We start from the raw sequence: 15,097 nt of genomic DNA, 5'->3' as shown, positions 1-15,097 counted from the left end.
TGAATAGAGAATATAGAGATAATGCATTTGAATGAGTATTAAAAAACAAAAAACCCGAATATTGCTATTCGGGTTTTGTGGTACCTCCAGGGATCGAACCAGGGACACATGGATTTTCAGTCCATTGCTCTACCATCTGAGCTAAGGTACCGTTGTGCGGTTAATGCGGGTGCAAAGATAGAATCATTTTCCGTTTATCCAAAACATTTTAAAAAAAAAATCAATTCGTATCTTCGCAGAAACAAAAAGTAAAAATGATTTTAACTGTTGATGTCGGAAACACCAGAATTAAAGCATCTGTATTTGAGGGAAATACTGCTCTGGAGAATTTTATTTTTGAGAAAAATGAACTGGAAGAAAAAATTGAAAAAATTTTAAAAAAATTTCCAAACTGCTCTGATTTGGTTGTTGCATCAGTAGGAAGTATCGAAAAACAATCCTTTTTAACTTTCGAAAATCAATTAAAAGTTCATTTTTTTACACACGAAGATGTATTTCCTTTTCATAATAAATACGCAACACCAAAAACATTAGGAATAGATCGAATGATTTTGGCTGCGGGAGCAACTTTAAAATTCCCTCAACAAAATAGATTGGTTATTGATGCCGGAACATGTATAACCTACGATTTTATCGACGAAAATGATAATTATTTAGGAGGAGCCATTTCTCCGGGTCTTCGCCTGCGTTATGAATCACTGCATAATTTTACGGCCAGACTGCCGTTACTTACATTAGAAAGCCCTGAATCATATATAGGAAACTCAACGGCACAAGCCATACATTCTGGAGTTGTTAATGGTTTCGTCTATGAGATTGACGGTTTTATCGATGATTATCGCAGAGAGTTTTCAAATTTTATCATAATTTTAACGGGAGGCGATGCAGATTTTTTGGCTAAACGATTAAAAAATACCATATTTGCCAATTCAAATTTCCTTCTGGAGAGTTTGAACCAAACATATCAATATAAAATCGACAATGATTAAAAAAGTATTAATAAGCGCTTGTTTGCTTATATCGTTCGTTTCATTTGCTCAACAAGGTACTGCTTCGCCTTATTCTTTTTTCGGAATAGGAGATGTAAGATTCAAGGGAACTCTTGAAAATAGATCTATGGCTGGCGTTGCAGTGGAGCAAGATACGATTCACTTAAATTTAGATAATCCTGCAAGTTATGCCAGTTTAATACAAACTACGTTTACCGTTGGGGGAACTTTTGCAACTTCTAATTTAAAAACAAGTACGCAATCTGAAAAAGCACAACGTAGTACTTTTGATTATTTAGCATTAGGAATTCCTATGGGAAAATTTGGTGCTTCTTTTGGTTTGATCCCAGTAACTTCGGTAGGATATAAAATTTTGAATAGTTCTCCGACAGAAGGAGATGTTAATTCACAGCTTGACGGAAAAGGAGGGGTAAACAAAGTTTATTTCGGATTAGGATATAAAATTATCCAAAATTGGAATATTGGTATAGATGCCCAATACAATTTTGGAAAAATTACAACAACAAGTGTAGAAGGTATTTCTGGTGTGCAAAATGGAACAGCAGAAGTAAATACATCTGAATTATCAGGTATGGCTTTTAGCTTAGGAACGATGTATCAAAGAAAAGTGTACAAAAAGGTTAGTATATTTTCTAGTTTGAGTTATTCATTTGCCAGTAATCTTAACTCAGATAATACAAGAGTAATTTCAGTACAAGGTGACCCTGATCCTTATATATATCCTGCAACTTCAACAAAATTAAAACTTCCAAATAAATTAAGCATTGGTTTAGGAATTGGTGAAGCAAGAAAATGGCTTGTAGGTGCAAATATGACTTTTCAAGGAGATGGACAGTTAGCAAATTATTACAATTCAGCTCAAAATGTAAGCTATGAAAGTTATTCTAAATATGCTCTAGGAGGATATTATCTTCCTAATTATAATTCGTTTACAAGTTACATGAGTAGAATTACCTATAGAGCTGGTTTGAAATATGAAAAAATTGGTTTGATTGTAAACAACGAATCAATTAAAGATGTCGGAATGACATTAGGAGCTGGAATTCCGATTCCAGGATCTTATTCAAATTTGAATTTCGGAATTGAATTTGGTAAACGCGGTACAGTTTCTTCTAATTTAGTTCAAGAAAATTACGTGAATTTTAGTTTAAGTTTCTCTTTCAACGACAAATGGTTCGTGAAGAGTAAATTCCAATAAACATAATATTTTATCTTTTCTAAGCTCATTACAATTTATTACATTTGGCGAATGAATTTACCAAAGAGATATAGTCTGCTAGTTGTCACAGTTTTTGCTGTGACACTATTTTTTGGGTGCGAAAGTAATTTTAAAGATGTTCAGAAAATTAACTTCTCAGAGTTTGTCCCGGCAAGTGATGCAGATACAGTTAATATAAAGTATACAGATTCTGGACGTATTTCAGGTATTTTAATAAGTCCTAAAATGCTGGATTATTCAAATCTTGATTTTCCTTTCACAGAATTTCCTAAAGGATTAGATGTTACTTTATATGACAAAAAGCAAAAGCGTACCTTTATAAGAGGAAATTATGCGGTTTCGTATAAAAATACAGGGATTATTGATTTGATTGGAAAAGTAAAAATCACCTCTGAAGCTGGACAGGTTTTGGAAACTGAGCAATTATACTTTGATCAGAAAAATGAATGGTTTTATACCGAAAGAAAATTTAAACTTACCGATAAAAAAGGAGTTTCTCACGGTCAGGGAATAGATTTTAGTAAAGATTTTAAAGTGATTAATTCGCAGCGAATAAGCGGCGAAATTGAATCTGAAGAATAAAAATATATCATGGGTTATTTAAAATATACACAATTTATCTATATCGCATTTGCACTTTTTTTTGCTTATGATGGTATAGTGAAACTAAACGAAGGAGATGAAAGTTATCCCTTCTACTTTGTAATCGCAGGAATGGCTGTTTTTATGTTTTTCTTTAGAAGAAGGTTTCTTAATAAATACGATAACCGTAACAAAAAACAATAAAAATGGAAATTAGTATTATAATAATATGTTTAATACTAGCAGCCTTTTTCTCTGGAATGGAAATTGCGTTTATTTCCTCCAACAAAATTTACCTCGAAATAGAAAAGAAACAAGACGATTTCTTGTCTCGAATCTTAACTAAACTTACCGAAAATCCATCCAAATTTATTGCGGCCATGCTTATTGGCAACAATGTCGCTTTGGTTGTTTATGGCTTTTTTATGGGCGATCTGATTTTGAATTGGATGGCGCATTTTGGTCTTGTTTTTTCGGATTGGTGGAATGTTCTTGTTCAAACTCTGCTTGCCACATTTGTGGTTCTGTTAACTTCAGAATTTTTCCCTAAAGTATTTTTTCAGATTTATGCGAATTCTTTAATTAAGATTCTCGCTCTTCCGGCCTATTTATTTTACCGATTATTTTATTACATTTCAACTTTCTTTATTTGGATTGCAGATTTTGTGCTGAGTAAATTTTTTAAAACAGAAGGAAATCAGATTCAATTATTTAGCAGGATTGAACTTGGAAATTATATTACAGAACAAATGAGCACGGTTGAAGAAGATGAAGAAGTAGATTCTGAAATTCAGATTTTTCAAAATGCTCTGGAGTTTTCAGGTGTAAAAGCACGCGATATAATGACACCTAGAACAGAAATTGTAGACATAGATTTGTTTGATACAGTTGATGACCTTAAAGCGTTATTTGTCGAAACAGGATATTCTAAAATTATCATTAGCCAGAATTCTTTAGACGATATAGTGGGTTATGTGCATTCGTTTGATTTATTCAAGAAACCAGCGACAATAAAATCGGTTTTGATGACAGTTGAGTTTGTTCCTGAAACAATTTTAATAAAAGATGTCTTGACTTTATTGATTAAAAAACGTAAAAATGTCGCAGTTGTTTTAGATGAATATGGCGGAACTTCTGGAATAATTACAATTGAAGATATTGTCGAAGAGCTTTTTGGTGAAATTGAAGACGAACATGATTTAGATGAGGAACTAATCGAAGAAGAAATAGGCGAAGGCAAGTATTTGTTTTCGACAAGATTAGATGTTGAATATTTAAATGAAACCTACAAATTAATGATTCCTGAGGAAGATTCTTATGGAACTTTAGGAGGTTTTATTGTAAATCATACAAAAGAAATCCCACAAAAAGGAGATAAAATTGTAATAGATAAGTACCATTTTTTTATAAAAGAGGCGTCAAATAAGAAAATAGAACTAGTCAAATTGACAATTAAAGATTGATTTTTTAAATTATTAAAAAAAAATGTGTAAAATAAAACGCTAGTTGTATTGTTATTAACTAGATAATTGTATTTTCGCAAACTGAATATAAAATTAACGATAATAAAATGGCAGTTTTAGCAAAAATTAGACAGCGTTCCGCTTTATTGATAGGAGTTATTGCACTTGCATTATTTGCATTTATAATACAAGATCTATTTACAAGAGGAACATTTGGTCAAAGTTCAAAAGATGTAGGAAGCATCGACGGAAAAGATATTTCATTTGAAGACTTTAGAGTTAAAGTTAGTAATGTTGAAAAAAGTGGGCAAGGTATTACTTCCACTGAAGCTGCAAACAGAGTTTGGGATCAAGAAGTTTCAATCGCTTTATTGTCATCACAATTTGATAAATTAGGATTGAGAGTAGGTGAAAAACACTTATTAGAAGTTTTAAAATCAGATCCAAACATTGGTAAAAACCCAATGTTCTTAAATGCAGCAGGAATTTTTGATGTAGTTAAATTTAAAGATTACTTCAAATCAAATCCAGAAGCAGCACAATACATCGCTCAAAAAGAGAAAGATGCTGAATTAAACGCAAAGTTTCAAATCTATAATACTTTAGTTAAATCAGGACTTTACACAACTGCTAGTGAAGGAAAGTTAAAGTATGAAATGGAAGCTAATAAAGTAAGCTTTGCTTACGCTGCAGCTCCTTACTCTTCTATTAAAGATAGTGAAGTAAAAATTTCTGATTCAGAAATTGTAGATTATATGAAGAAAAACGAGAAAAAATTCAAAGCGGATGCAACTCGTGAAATTCAATATGTTTTAGTAGAAGATAAAGCTTCTAAAGAAGATGAAGCTGAAATTAAATCAAAATTAAATGCATTATTATCAGGAAGTGTTGTTTACAATGCTAAAACAGGTAAAAATGATACATTGCCAGGTTTTAGAACTGCAACAAATATCGCTGAATTTGTAAACGCAAATTCTGATGTTCCTTACGATTCTACGTATGTTCCTAAAAATGCTTTACCAGCTGTAGATGCTGATAAATTATTCAGCTTACCAGCTGGAGCAATTTACGGACCTTATGTTTACGGAAGATACTATGCAATTTCTAAATCTCAAGGATTTAAAGCTGGAGTTAACGCAAAAGCTAGTCATATTTTAATTGCATACGAAGGTTCTCAAACACCATCACCAAAAGAAAAAAGAACTAAAGAAGAAGCAAAAGCTAAAGCTGAAGAAATCTTAGCTCAAGTTCAAGCTAATCCAGATAGTTTTATGATGTTGGCTTTTACAAGTTCTGATGATTCATCTGCACAACAAGGTGGTGATTTAGGATATTTTGGTCCAAACCAAATGGTAAAACCATTCAATGATTTTGTATTCAACAACGGAATTGGTAAAGTTGGTTTAGTAGAAACTCCTTTCGGATTTCACATTATCAAAATTACAGACAAACAAGACGGAATTCGTTTAGCTACAATTGCTCAAAAAATTGAGCCTTCTGAAGCTACATCTGATAAAGTATTTACTTTGGCAACTAAATTCGAAATGGATGCTGCTGACAAAGATTTCAATGCTGCAGCAAAAGAATTAGGTTTAAAAGTTGCTCAGCCTGTAAATGCTAAAGCTATGGATGAAGCTTTTGGACCATTAGGAAACCAACGTAACATTGTAAGATGGGCTTTTGACAAAGAAACAAGCAAAGGAGACGTAAAACGTTTTGAAATTGCAAATATCGGACACGTTATCGCTCAATATAAAGGTGAAAACAAATCAGGTTTAGTTTCAGTTACAATGGCAAGACCTTACGTAGAGCCAATCTTGAAAAACAAGAAAAAAGCTGAATTATTAAAAGCAAAAATGACAGGTTCAAGTATTGAAGCTATCGCTAAAGCAGCTGGAGTTGCTGTTCAACAAGCAACTGATGTAACTTTAGATAATCCAGTATTACCTGGTGGAGTTGGACAAGAGCCAAGAGTTGTTGGAAATGCATTTGCTTTAACTGCAAATAAAATTTCTGCTCCAATTGAAGGAAACACGGGAGTATATGTTGTGAAAAACATTAAAACGGTAAAAGCTCCTGCAATTGCTAATCACGCTGCTTATGTAGAGAAAGTAAAAGCTCAAAGCGCAAATGATGCAAGCAGAGTATTACCAGCGTTGAAAAACAATGCAAAAATTGAAGATAACAGATTACAATTCAATTACTAGTAAATAGTAACTAATACCATAAAAACCCGAAACGTCATTAAGATGTTTCGGGTTTTCTTTTTTTTTATTGAAAACTAAATAATTCTATTTTGTAATATTTTTTTGTTAATTATCTTATAGTATATAGGAATAATCGAAATTTAATTTAAAAAATTTGTGATATTCAAATTATTACAGTTAATTTGTCCAGAATTTAAAATTTAACATATTTTTAGCGTTTAAATTACTGTTAGAAAGACAATTAAAACAAAAATCAAATATTTTACTAAATAAACATTTAATGTTTTTTACTTTAAAAATTTTTAAAAAGAAGCCAAGAGTATATACCAAAATTGAGAGTCATATCTTTGGGATTATTACCGAGCTTTTAAAAGTTAGCAGTACCGACATCAATGTTGATGAATTGGGTGGAAAGTATTATTTGAGTAACGAAGAGCAGCATTTTAAAGTTACAATCTTGAGTAATGATTATGTAATAAGATTAACCAATACCCATGATTCTGTAGCCGAAAAATATGATAAGATCTTTGTTGAAGATGTTTTAAAGGCAGTAAAAGAAGAAAAGCACCGTAGAATGGAACTTGTTTATGATTCTATTACAAACAGTATCGAAAAAATGGCTGAGCGTTTGCACAACAGACTTATTGAATCAAACGAACAAGAAAGCCAGTCAGTTCGTCGTTTAGAAACAAAAGACGTTAAAAACAAGAAAGTTAACTATTGATGACTTTGTAGAAAAACATTCTACAAAATCATTTCTGCGTAAGTTAAAATAGTTTCGTATCCTTTATTGGAGAAGTATTCTTTAGGGTTCTCTTTTGAAACTACCATAACAAAATCACCACCCCAAGCTCCAAGACTCTTTATTACACCCTTAAAATCTGGAAAAAGAGCTTCTTTTATAGTCTGCATCTCTAAAATATTGCTTAGGTGAATCTCATGTTTTTGAACTGCTGAAGCAAATTCTTTTAGTGTTTTAGCATTCAGAATAGCGTGCGTGATTTTATTGTTTTCGGCAACACTTTGCGCTAAATGATGATTCTTATTATTGTTGTATGAATATATTGCAGACTTACTATTTTGTTTTTTATTCAAATAAACAAAAAAGATATTTTCTTTATAGTCAGGGTTAAACTCAACTTGTTCAACAAAGTTATCTTTTACACGATATATAACAGGTGTATTATTCTGAGCGCAGGCAATATCATACCCACTTCCGCCAAAACTATTATTTAATAATGTAAATGCATTAATATTTGCCCATTGCGCAATATTATTTATGAGAGTTGAAGAAGTTCCTAATCCCCAGTTTCTTGGAAACGATAGATGAGTACTCACTTTGAAACCTTTGGCTGAATCTATAAATTTTGGATTTAAAGCATAAGCTTCGTGAAGAATATCAATCAAAGTAGATTTTACAGTTTCGATTTTTGCTTCTGGCCGATTTATGATTTCGTCAAATGAAATTGTTTCTTCAAACCATAAATGTTCATCATAGTCATAACTTTTCCATTCAATTTCTTTATTTTCGCCGCTTTCAATTACCAGATTTTGACCAAATTTTGCAGGCAGTGCAAAAGCTTCCGCTCCGTCTAATACTAGATATTCTCCAGCAATTAAAAGTTTTCCGTTACTGTAAAATGTTTTTTTCATTCTATATTTTTTAGCTATTATATCTCGCTTCGCGTTTTGAGCAAAGGCGAAGAGAAATTGAAAACAGCTTTTGAATTATTTTCTTAAGTTTTCAATAAAATCTACCACAGCGCTGTGAGTAACGGCTATTTTTTTAAAATGCGCCTTAATTAGACGGCGTTCTTCATCGGTAGCTTCAAATTGATTTATGATATTATTTAAGTGCATTTTCATGTGGCCTTCTTGAATTCCTGTAGTTGTTAAAGAACGAAGAGCTGCGAAATTTTGTGCTAAACCAGCAACAGCAACAATTTCCATTAATTCCTGAGCAGAAGGATTTTCTAATATCTCTAAACATAACTTTACTAAAGGATGTAAAGAAGTTAATCCGCCAACTGTACCTACTGCAAGTGGAATTTCGAGCCAGAAAGTAAAAATTCCGTTTTCGATTTTTGCATGAGATAAACTAGCATATTGTCCATTTTTAGAGGCATAAGCGTGTACGCCGGCTTCTACAGCTCTAAAATCATTTCCAGTTGCTAGAATTACCGCATCGACACCATTCATTATACCTTTATTATGAGTCACTGCTCTAAAAGGTTCAACTTCTGCAATTTGAACAGCTTGTACAAAACGCTCAGCAAATTCTTTTGGGTTTGTAATATGTTTTTCTGCTAATTCTTCAATCGGACAAGAAACTTCAGCCCTAACCAAGCAATTTGGAACATAATTAGACAAAATACTCATAATAACTTCTAATATTTCGCCATTTTCGCATAAGTCGCTATTTTGAGCTTCTCCTTTTAAAGTTGATGCAAATTGTTCTAAACAAGAATTGATAAAATTAGCGCCCATGCTGTCTTTGGTCTCAAAAGTAGCGTGAAGCTGATAGTAGTTTTCTAGAAGACTTCTTTTGTCTTTTAGTTTAATATCTAAAATACCACCGCCACGTTGCTGCATATTCTTAGTAATGGCTTGGGTTTCTGAGAAGAATTTCGGTTTTATTTGGTCAAAAAAGCTATTTAATTTTTCTGCATCACCATTAAAAGTAAAATGAACCTGGCCAATTTTTTCTGTATTAATTATGGTTGCTTTGAAGCCGCCTCTTGTAGACCAATATTTCGCTGCTTTAGAGGCTGCTGCAACAACGGAACTCTCTTCAATAGCCATTGGGATGGTTTTGTATTTTCCGTTGATTAAAAAGTTTGGAGCAACTCCAAGTGGGATATAAAGGTTTGTAATGGTGTTTTCGATAAATTCATCATGAAGCTGCTGAAGCTTTTCGTCTGAATTCCAGTAATTTCTTATAATATTTTGCACCTCTTCAGGGTTTGAAAAATATTCATTTGCAATCCAGTCAATTTTTTCTTTTTTGGATAATTTAGAAAATCCAGCAACCGCGTTGTTCATTCTCAGTATATTAAATAATAATGTTGCGGCAAATATACCATTTTAAGAGATTTGTTTAAAATGTATTTTAAAAATGGAAAGTACGCAATCGTTATTTTTTTTAACATTTAACACTTAAAATGTGTATTATGTTTATTTTTTTTACTAAAATTGGGCTCTTTTTTATATTTAAATTAATTGTAATGAGTACAAGTAAAATTACTGTAATACTTTTATTTCTAGTTGCGACTGTTTTTGGCCAACAAAAAATCACTATCGAAAATATTTACGGCGGAGCATTTCGAGCAAAAGGAATGGCTGAATTGCAATCGCTAAAAAATACAGATCAATATACTGTTTTAGATGTAGATCAAGCAAGCAGAAGTATGCAGATTGGTCTTTATGATTTTGGAACTTTGAAAAAAGTATCGAATTTAATTGATACTAAAGATCATAAGGAACTTGCAAACGGAATTGACAGCTATACTTTTGATGCTTCAGAAAAAAAGATTTTAATTGCATCTAATACTAATCAAATCTTCCGCCACTCGTTTACAGCTGATTTCTACTTATATGATATAGCTTCAAAAACATTGACAAAACTTTTTGATCAAGTACAAGAACCAACTTTTTCTCCAGACGGAACTAAAATCGCTTATGCAAAAGAAAATAACTTATATGTATACGATGTTAATTCGAAAAAATCGACTCCAATTACAACAGATGGTAAAAAGAATGCTGTAATTAATGGTATTACGGACTGGGTTTATGAAGAAGAATTTGCTTTTGTCCGTGCTTTTGACTGGAGCAAAGACAGTAAAAAAGTGGCTTACATTCGTTTTGACGAAAGCCAGGTTCCTGAGTTTTCAATGTCAATGTTTCACAAAGATTTATATCCTACAGTTGAAACATTTAAGTATCCAAAAGCCGGAGAGAAAAACTCAGAAGTTTCATTACATATATACGATGTAGCTGCTGGAGCAACTAAAAAGGTGGATTTAGGAAATTACAATGATTTTTACATTGCAAGATTACAATGGACAAACGATGCAAATGTACTTTCTGCTCAAGTTTTAAATCGTCACCAAGACAATCTTGATTTGTTATTTGTTGATGGAACTACCGCTGCTCCAAAAGTTGTCTTGAATGAAAAAGATAAAGCTTATGTAGATGTAACAGATAATTTGACTTTCTTAAAAGATAATAGTTTTATCTGGACAAGCGAAAAAGACGGTTTTAACCATATTTACTTATATGATAAAGCAGGAAAACTTAAAAATCAAGTTACAAAAGGAAACTGGGAAGTAACTTCTTACTACGGTTTTGATGAAAAAACAAAAACTATTTTCTACCAATCTACAGAAAATGGTTCAATCAATAGAGATCTTTACAGAATTGGATTAGACGGAAAAAATAAATTGCGTTTATCTAAAAAAACAGGAACAAACGCTGCAACCTTCAGTCCAAATTTCCAATACTTTATTACTACTTTCTCTAGTAATTTACAGCCTACGACTTATACTTTGAATGAGTCAAAAACTGGAAAAGAAATTCAGGTTATCGAAAACAACCAAGCTCTTTCAGATAAATTAAAAGCTTATAATCTGCCTGCAAAAGAATTCTTCGTTTTAAAAACGGCTAAAGGAAATGAATTGAACGCTTGGATTTTAAAACCAAAAGATTTTGATCCTTCAAAAAAATATCCTGTTTTTATGTACCAATATTCTGGTCCAGGATCACAACAAGTAAATAATGACTGGAATAATTCTGATGATTATTGGTTCTTATCATTAACACAGCAAGGTTATATTGTAGCTTGTGTTGACGGAAGAGGGACAGGTTTTAAAGGTGCTGATTTCAAAAAAGTTACTCAGAAAGAATTAGGAAAATATGAAGTAGAAGATCAAATCGATGCAGCTAAAGTAATCGGTTCTTATCCTTATGTTGATCCTGCTAGAATTGGAATTTTCGGATGGAGTTACGGAGGCTTTATGGCTTCTAACTGTATCTTCCAAGGAAATGATGTTTTCAAAATGGCAATCGCTGTTGCTCCTGTAACAAACTGGAGATTTTATGACAGTGTTTACACAGAAAGATATATGCAGACGCCGCAGGAAAATGCAAGCGGATACGATCAAAACTCACCAATTAATCACGTTGACAAATTAAAAGGTAAATTTTTATTGATTCACGGTTCGGGAGATGATAATGTTCATGTTCAGAATTCAATGCAAATGATGGAAGCTTTAATTCAAGCTAACAAACAATTTGATTCTCAAATCTATCCAGATAAAAATCATGGTATTTACGGCGGAAAAACTAGAGTTCAGCTTTATAATAAAATGACTAATTTTATCAAAGAAAATTTATAATCTAAATCTTTTAAACTTAATTAAATAAGCGAATATAATATGGGAGAAAATCAAGTAAAAACTGCGCATCCAAAAGGACTTTGGGTATTGTTTGGAACGGAGATGTGGGAGCGGTTCAATTTTTATGGAATGCGGGCTTTATTGACTTTATTTCTTGTAAATTCATTATTAATGAAAGAAGAAGAAGCCTCATTAATTTATGGAGGTTTTCTTGGACTTTGTTATTTAACACCAATGCTTGGTGGTTTCGTAGCCGATCGTTTTTTAGGAAACAGAAACTGTATCCTATTAGGAGGATTGCTGATGGCAATTGGACAAATGCTTTTATTTACAAGTGGAAGTATTTTTGAATCTAATTTGAGCTTAGCAAAAATTGTAATGTATTCTGCACTTGGAGTTATCGTATTTGGTAATGGATTCTTCAAACCAAATATTTCAAGTATGGTGGGAAGTTTATACCCTAAGCAGGAAAAAACAAAATTAGATAGTGCTTTTACTATTTTCTATATGGGAATTAATATTGGTGCTTTTTTAGGCCAGTCCATTTGTCCTTTATTAGGAGATGTTAAAGATGCAGGAGGAATTAGAGATATTCACGCTTTTAGATGGGGATTCATGGCAGCTTCTGTTGCGATGTTGTTAGGAACAATTCTTTTTTACTTCTTAAAAAATAAATATGTAGTTTCTCCAGAAGGAAAACCATTAGGAGGATTACCTTCTAAAAATGATGCTTCAGATTTTGAAGAAGGAGAGGCACAAAAAGCTAATTTTTCGAATAAAGCTTTATTGATGGCTGGAGTTGCATTTGTTGCTTTAGGATTCTTTTTCCATTATGCTGTAGGTCAAAATTTAATTTATACTTTGATTTATTCAAGTGGATTGGCATTGGCGGGATTAATTATATCTGATACTTCTTTGACTAAAGTAGAGAGAGATAGAATTATCGTAATTTATATCGTATCATTTTTTATTATTTTCTTCTGGGCAGCTTTTGAGCAGGCAGGTTCATCTCTGACTTTTATCGCTGATAACCAAACAGACAGACATTTCTTTGGCTGGTTAATGCCGCCTTCGATGGTTCAGATTTTTAACGGATTGTTCGTTGTAGTTTTAGCAGTTCCATTTAGTATTTTGTGGGATACATTGAGAGCTAAAGGTAAAGAACCAATTTCTCCAGTAAAATTAGCTGTTGGTTTAGTGGTAATTTCTATCAGTTTCTTAATGATTGCAACTCAAGTTTCTTATATCGGAACTTCTGGATTATTATTGGTTAAATGGTTGATTTTATTATATTTCTTAAATACTTGTGCAGAGTTATGTCTATCTCCAATTGGATTATCATTGGTAGGTAAATTGTCTCCAAAACGTTTTGCTTCTTTGCTTTACGGAGTGTTTTTCTTGTCTAATGCATCAGGTTATGCATTAGGAGGAACTTTAGGTTCTATTTTACCAGCAACTGGAGATAAATTTGCAAAAGCAAAAGAATTAGGAATCGATCTTCAAGCAGTTTTAGATAAAAAAATAATTCCAACAGCAGATCAGTTAGCATTGTTGGATCAGCATCAGATTAGTGCTTATAATCCAGTTTTCGCAGGATTTGAAATCCATAACTTATATGAATTCTTTATGGTTTTTGTGGTTCTAACAGGAATTGCAGCGATTTTATTATTTGCTTTAACGCCATTATTGAAAAAATTAATGCACGGTGTTAGATAAAATGGAAAAAAACATTACACTAGAAGAAATTCAAAATTTTGAAGGCAAGTACCCAAAGCAATTGTGGTACTTGTTTTTTGTTGAAATGTGGGAGCGTTTCTGTTTTTACGGAATGCGGGGCGTACTTACAATTTTTATGGTTGATCAGCTTTTCTTAAAAGAAGATCATGCCAGTTTACAATACGGAGCCATTCAGGCTTTCGTTTATGCTTTTACATTTGTCGGAGGTATTTTTGCCGATAAAATATTAGGATTTAAAAAATCGCTTTTCTTTGGTGCAATCGTAATGATTCTAGGGAATCTTTTAATTGCGGTGTCGCCTCACGATTTATTCTATTACGGAATTGCTTTCTCAATTATTGGAACAGGTTTTTTTAAGCCAAATGTTTCGTCAATGGTTGGTGAATTGTACAAAGAAGATGACGGCAGAAGAGATGCAGGTTACGGAATGTTTTATGCTGGGATAAATGTTGGAGGTCTTTTTGGAGGTGCTCTTTGTGTTTATTTAGGAAAATATTATTCTTGGCAGTTGTGTTTTTTATCGGCGGCTTTAGTAATGTTTTTAGGGTTGATGACATTTTTATTCACTAAAAAATATTTAGGGCCAATTGGAGATTCTCCATTATTGAATTTAAAACCATCTGCAAGGAGAATTCGTGAAATTGCAGTTTACGTACTGTCGCTTTTAAGTATTCCATTTATTTTTATAATGGTGAAGAATACTGATTATACAGATTATTTCATGTATACAATTGGTATAATTGCCGTATTATATTTTGCTTACGAATTAATGAAATTGGGAGACATTAAACTGCAGAAAAAGCTGTTTGCAGCATTTTTGTTTGTGTTTTTCTATCTTTTATTTAATGCGATTTACGAACAGAGCGGAGGATCATTGTCGCTTTTTGCTAAAGATAATCTAGATGACAAACTTTTGTTTTTCAGCATTGATCCGAATATTATAAACAACAGTTCTAATACTTTCTTTGTGGTTGTTTTAAGCCCGCTGATTGGTTTGTTGTGGATCTGGATGGGTAAAAGAAAAATTGAGCCTAATACATTGATTAAATTCGGAATTGGATTTTTGTTTTTAGCAGCTTCATTTTATATTTTCTATTTGACAAGATTTTTTGCTAATGCTAAAGGAATTGCATCTTTAAATGTTTTTACTTTTGCTTATTTGGTAACAACAATAGGGGAGCTATGTTTAGGACCAATCGGAATGTCTATTATTACAAAATTGTCTCCAAAAAGATTATTTGGAATGATGATGGGATTATGGTTTTTGGCAAGTGCATTTGGGCAATTGGCAGCAGGAAAGTTAGGAGCAGAAATATCAAGATCTAATACTGGAGATACATTACTTTCTAAACTACAATCGTATACAGAAGGTTATTATCAATTAGCTATTTATTCTCTTGTGGCAGGAGTTGTTTTAATTGCAATTTCGCCATTGATTAAAAAATTGATGCAGGAAGTAAAATAGATTTTATTGCAATCTGTTTTT

At 32.3% G+C, this 15,097-nt stretch carries 11 protein-coding genes and 1 tRNA gene; 9 read left to right on the top strand and 3 right to left on the bottom strand.

What is annotated here, in order from left to right; genetic code table 11:
- Positions 1-78 precede the first annotated feature (78 nt).
- A tRNA-Phe gene (locus ASE40_RS13860) sits at positions 79-151 on the bottom strand.
- 103 nt (positions 152-254) lie between these two features.
- Between ASE40_RS13860 and ASE40_RS13855 the strand changes: the two genes are divergently transcribed.
- The 6 genes from ASE40_RS13855 to ASE40_RS13825 all read left to right on the top strand — a co-directional run bounded on the left by ASE40_RS13855 (position 255) and on the right by ASE40_RS13825 (position 7,205).
- Entirely contained in the window at positions 255-989 is a 735-nt protein-coding gene (locus ASE40_RS13855; RefSeq protein ID WP_057117650.1) for a type III pantothenate kinase, read from the top strand.
- Entirely contained in the window at positions 982-2,208 is a 1,227-nt protein-coding gene (locus ASE40_RS13850; RefSeq protein WP_057117649.1) for a hypothetical protein, read from the top strand. The genes ASE40_RS13855 and ASE40_RS13850 overlap by 8 nt, the downstream gene beginning before the upstream one ends.
- A 51-nt stretch (positions 2,209-2,259) precedes the next feature.
- Positions 2,260-2,811, top strand: a complete 552-nt coding sequence (lptC, locus tag ASE40_RS13845) for an LPS export ABC transporter periplasmic protein LptC (protein WP_057117648.1) — start codon at positions 2,260-2,262, stop codon at positions 2,809-2,811.
- A 206-nt stretch (positions 2,812-3,017) separates the two neighbouring features.
- Positions 3,018-4,274, top strand: coding sequence for a hemolysin family protein (locus ASE40_RS13835; RefSeq protein ID WP_057117646.1), 1,257 nt, complete (start codon positions 3,018-3,020; stop codon positions 4,272-4,274).
- Positions 4,275-4,381: 107 nt separating this feature from the next.
- Positions 4,382-6,481 carry a peptidylprolyl isomerase gene (locus ASE40_RS13830; protein WP_057117645.1) on the top strand — a complete coding sequence of 700 codons (2,100 nt, stop codon included), beginning with the start codon at positions 4,382-4,384 and terminating at the stop codon, positions 6,479-6,481.
- A 280-nt stretch (positions 6,482-6,761) separates the two neighbouring features.
- Positions 6,762-7,205: a hypothetical protein gene (locus tag ASE40_RS13825; RefSeq protein WP_057117644.1), complete on the top strand. Its 444-nt coding sequence runs from the start codon at positions 6,762-6,764 to the stop codon at positions 7,203-7,205.
- A 20-nt stretch (positions 7,206-7,225) separates the two neighbouring features.
- Here the strand turns inward: ASE40_RS13825 and ASE40_RS13820 are convergent, their stop codons facing one another.
- Positions 7,226-8,134 carry a GYDIA family GHMP kinase gene (locus tag ASE40_RS13820; protein ID WP_057117643.1) on the bottom strand — a complete coding sequence of 303 codons (909 nt, stop codon included), beginning with the start codon at positions 8,132-8,134 and terminating at the stop codon, positions 7,226-7,228.
- A 75-nt stretch (positions 8,135-8,209) separates the two neighbouring features.
- Positions 8,210-9,523, bottom strand: a complete 1,314-nt coding sequence (locus ASE40_RS13815; RefSeq protein WP_057117642.1) for a hydroxymethylglutaryl-CoA reductase, degradative — start codon at positions 9,521-9,523, stop codon at positions 8,210-8,212.
- A gap of 182 nt (positions 9,524-9,705) precedes the next feature.
- On the opposite strand from ASE40_RS13815, the gene ASE40_RS13810 reads away from it, so the two are divergent.
- Genes ASE40_RS13810 through ASE40_RS13800 form a run of 3 tightly spaced genes read left to right on the top strand, consistent with a single transcriptional unit; the run spans position 9,706 to position 15,076 of the window.
- Positions 9,706-11,874, top strand: coding sequence for a S9 family peptidase (locus tag ASE40_RS13810; protein WP_057117691.1), 2,169 nt, complete (start codon positions 9,706-9,708; stop codon positions 11,872-11,874).
- A 39-nt stretch (positions 11,875-11,913) separates the two neighbouring features.
- Positions 11,914-13,590 (top strand): peptide MFS transporter, encoded by a 1,677-nt coding sequence (locus tag ASE40_RS13805; protein WP_057117641.1) that lies wholly within the window; start codon positions 11,914-11,916, stop codon positions 13,588-13,590.
- A gap of 1 nt (position 13,591) precedes the next feature.
- Positions 13,592-15,076: a peptide MFS transporter gene (locus ASE40_RS13800; RefSeq protein ID WP_057117690.1), complete on the top strand. Its 1,485-nt coding sequence runs from the start codon at positions 13,592-13,594 to the stop codon at positions 15,074-15,076.
- Positions 15,077-15,097 lie beyond the last annotated feature (21 nt).

Source organism: Flavobacterium sp. Root935, assembly GCF_001429295.1.
Lineage (GTDB): Bacteria > Bacteroidota > Bacteroidia > Flavobacteriales > Flavobacteriaceae > Flavobacterium.
Note: the sequence above shows the minus strand (reverse complement) of the source record. Positions and strands in the feature narration are given on the sequence as shown.

Bases quoted from the DNA above. Each gene is read 5' to 3' on its own strand.
- ASE40_RS13825 (WP_057117644.1), top strand. From the start codon at position 6,762: ATGTTTTTTACTTTAAAAATTTTTAAAAAGAAGCCAAGAGTATATACC.
- ASE40_RS13855 (WP_057117650.1), top strand. From the start codon at position 255: ATGATTTTAACTGTTGATGTCGGAAACACCAGAATTAAAGCATCTGTA.
- ASE40_RS13850 (WP_057117649.1), top strand. From the start codon at position 982: ATGATTAAAAAAGTATTAATAAGCGCTTGTTTGCTTATATCGTTCGTT.
- lptC (WP_057117648.1), top strand. From the start codon at position 2,260: ATGAATTTACCAAAGAGATATAGTCTGCTAGTTGTCACAGTTTTTGCT.
- ASE40_RS13820 (WP_057117643.1), bottom strand. From the start codon at position 8,134: ATGAAAAAAACATTTTACAGTAACGGAAAACTTTTAATTGCTGGAGAA.
- ASE40_RS13815 (WP_057117642.1), bottom strand. From the start codon at position 9,523: ATGAACAACGCGGTTGCTGGATTTTCTAAATTATCCAAAAAAGAAAAA.
- ASE40_RS13810 (WP_057117691.1), top strand. From the start codon at position 9,706: ATGAGTACAAGTAAAATTACTGTAATACTTTTATTTCTAGTTGCGACT.
- ASE40_RS13835 (WP_057117646.1), top strand. From the start codon at position 3,018: ATGGAAATTAGTATTATAATAATATGTTTAATACTAGCAGCCTTTTTC.
- ASE40_RS13800 (WP_057117690.1), top strand. From the start codon at position 13,592: ATGGAAAAAAACATTACACTAGAAGAAATTCAAAATTTTGAAGGCAAG.
- ASE40_RS13805 (WP_057117641.1), top strand. From the start codon at position 11,914: ATGGGAGAAAATCAAGTAAAAACTGCGCATCCAAAAGGACTTTGGGTA.
- ASE40_RS13830 (WP_057117645.1), top strand. From the start codon at position 4,382: ATGGCAGTTTTAGCAAAAATTAGACAGCGTTCCGCTTTATTGATAGGA.